The sequence below is a fragment of the Priestia sp. P5_B4 genome, assembly GCF_056400385.1.
Genome location: NZ_JBFULJ010000762.1, coordinates 1 through 1,851, shown reverse-complemented (window position 1 = coordinate 1,851; position 1,851 = coordinate 1). Strand labels below are relative to the sequence as shown.

Genomic DNA, 1,851 nt, shown 5'->3' with positions numbered 1-1,851 from the left:
GCCCTCTGCTTCCCCTAAAATTCCTTTGAAAAATACAGCCGACAGAGCTTTTAAAATCCCTGTATTCCTCAGCCACCCTTCTATGCTTAATACTACTCAAACAAGATTTCTTAATCGTTTAATTGATGAAATTGAACGTGCTCTTCTTTTCCCTCGTACACTGCCTGATACAGAGCAATATCCTAATAAAACAATAACAAGCGTTCGCCGAATGATACTCTCTAGCTATGGGTTGATCGCGGTGAATATGCAGCAAGTCTTTGCCAATTATACCATGACAAATATTCCCGGCGGTACACCTCCGCCACCATCATGGGAAGGTGCTCCGTTTTTACAAATAGAGCCAAGCATGGGTTACCAACGAGGTCTGCCTTTACTTCTTATCAAAGAATCAGGTGTCAATAGTATAGGCGTTTGGAATCCATCAGTAGTTCCTTTCTTTATTATTGAATGGGATTCTACAAAACCGCTTGATGAGTTTTTTAACCGTGTTGAATGGAGAGAAATATTTCAAAACTGGGTGGCTCAAGTACGAAATGGCTACTTTATTCAAACACAGCCTTCCTATCGATACGGCCCGGATGATCTATAGAAAGAGTTTCAACCGAAGAGCACTTTCGAAAGCTGTTTCTATAAAACAAGTTGGAATGCGAGGTGAATATAATTGACTTTAATTAATAGTGGGACATGCGTAGGAGTTCTATATCGAGCTAATGCCGGTGCCTCTTGCAGAAACGGGTACTGTGTTCATAATGGAAGATTAGTAGGCGGCGTCATAAGCTCAAATGCTGGTACCTTAACGGTTACAAGAAGCATCGATAACACAAAGTTACAGACTTATAATGGTATTCTTCTTAGCCACCGAGCCGTAAACCGAACGACAGGCCAAGTCACGCAGCAGTATTTGTATTTTAGAAAAAACCAGTTAGAAAAAGTAGAAGTTACGCCTTATACACAATATAGTGACCCTAGCTGTCAAAGAGAGAATCATTATAATATCTCTGATATTATCTATCCTGGTGAATGTGTAGGAATCAGATATCGGATAGGAGATGAATGGCATATAGGAAATGGGCGATATCTATATTGGACAGGCCAAGTGAATCACTGTATATTTGATGAACGTTCGCAAAGTACAAATAGACAATTTTTACGGCAGATTTGGTACGCACATTGGGTACTCGATCCAAAAAATGAACGAAATATTATACACCAAAAAACCTCCAGAGGACCTGGATCTCCAAGAGGTGAGCGTAGAATTTATGTGTTTAAAAATCTGCTTCCAGCAAACGGTGAGACCGTCCTTGTAAAAGCTGCTTCTCCTGTAAATTCTGCTTCCTGGCCTTTTCTTATTATCTATCAGTGAGAAAAATAGAGAATAATCCTTCGTTCAACTATAACTTCCAGCCTACATGAAGTTTCTTTTCAACATTATTCCACCAATAATGTGAATGCCCATCCAAATATTACTGACTACCAGTTGGATGGGCATTTTCTTAAATTTTTTCTTTTTTTATTTGTACATATGGTTCGCTTTTTCTCTTTTTTGTAAAAAAATAGAGGCACTAATCCACGAAGTAATTGGAATAATAATGGCTACACCAATGCCTCCGCTTAAGATAGAAATGACTTCTGCACAAAAGGTTTTTGAATTGATAATATCTCCAAACGAATACGACAATCTCTTAAACCATATAATTAAAGTCAAATATCCCCCTACAAATGCAAAATACAGTGTATTGGTTGTAGTGCCTAAAATATCTCTTCCAATTTTCAGTCCTGAATTGAATAGATTTTTTTTAGTTACGGACGGGTCATGAACAAATAATTCATTCATAGAAGATGAAATAG

At 38.0% G+C, this 1,851-nt stretch carries 3 protein-coding genes; 2 read left to right on the top strand and 1 reads right to left on the bottom strand.

Annotated features, from left to right (window positions below; all coding sequences use genetic code 11):
* Both AC1DRF_RS25670 and AC1DRF_RS25665 read left to right on the top strand, forming a co-directional pair.
* The coding region (locus AC1DRF_RS25670; protein ID WP_477742038.1) for a hypothetical protein at positions 1-592 on the top strand (592 nt) is incomplete at its 5' end.
* A 72-nt stretch (positions 593-664) separates the two neighbouring features.
* Positions 665-1,366 (top strand): hypothetical protein, encoded by a 702-nt coding sequence (locus tag AC1DRF_RS25665; RefSeq protein ID WP_477742037.1) that lies wholly within the window; start codon positions 665-667, stop codon positions 1,364-1,366.
* A 147-nt stretch (positions 1,367-1,513) separates the two neighbouring features.
* Here AC1DRF_RS25665 and AC1DRF_RS25660 read toward each other — a convergent pair.
* A partial coding sequence (locus tag AC1DRF_RS25660) for a YibE/F family protein (protein WP_477742036.1) occupies positions 1,514-1,851 on the bottom strand: 338 nt, incomplete at its 5' end.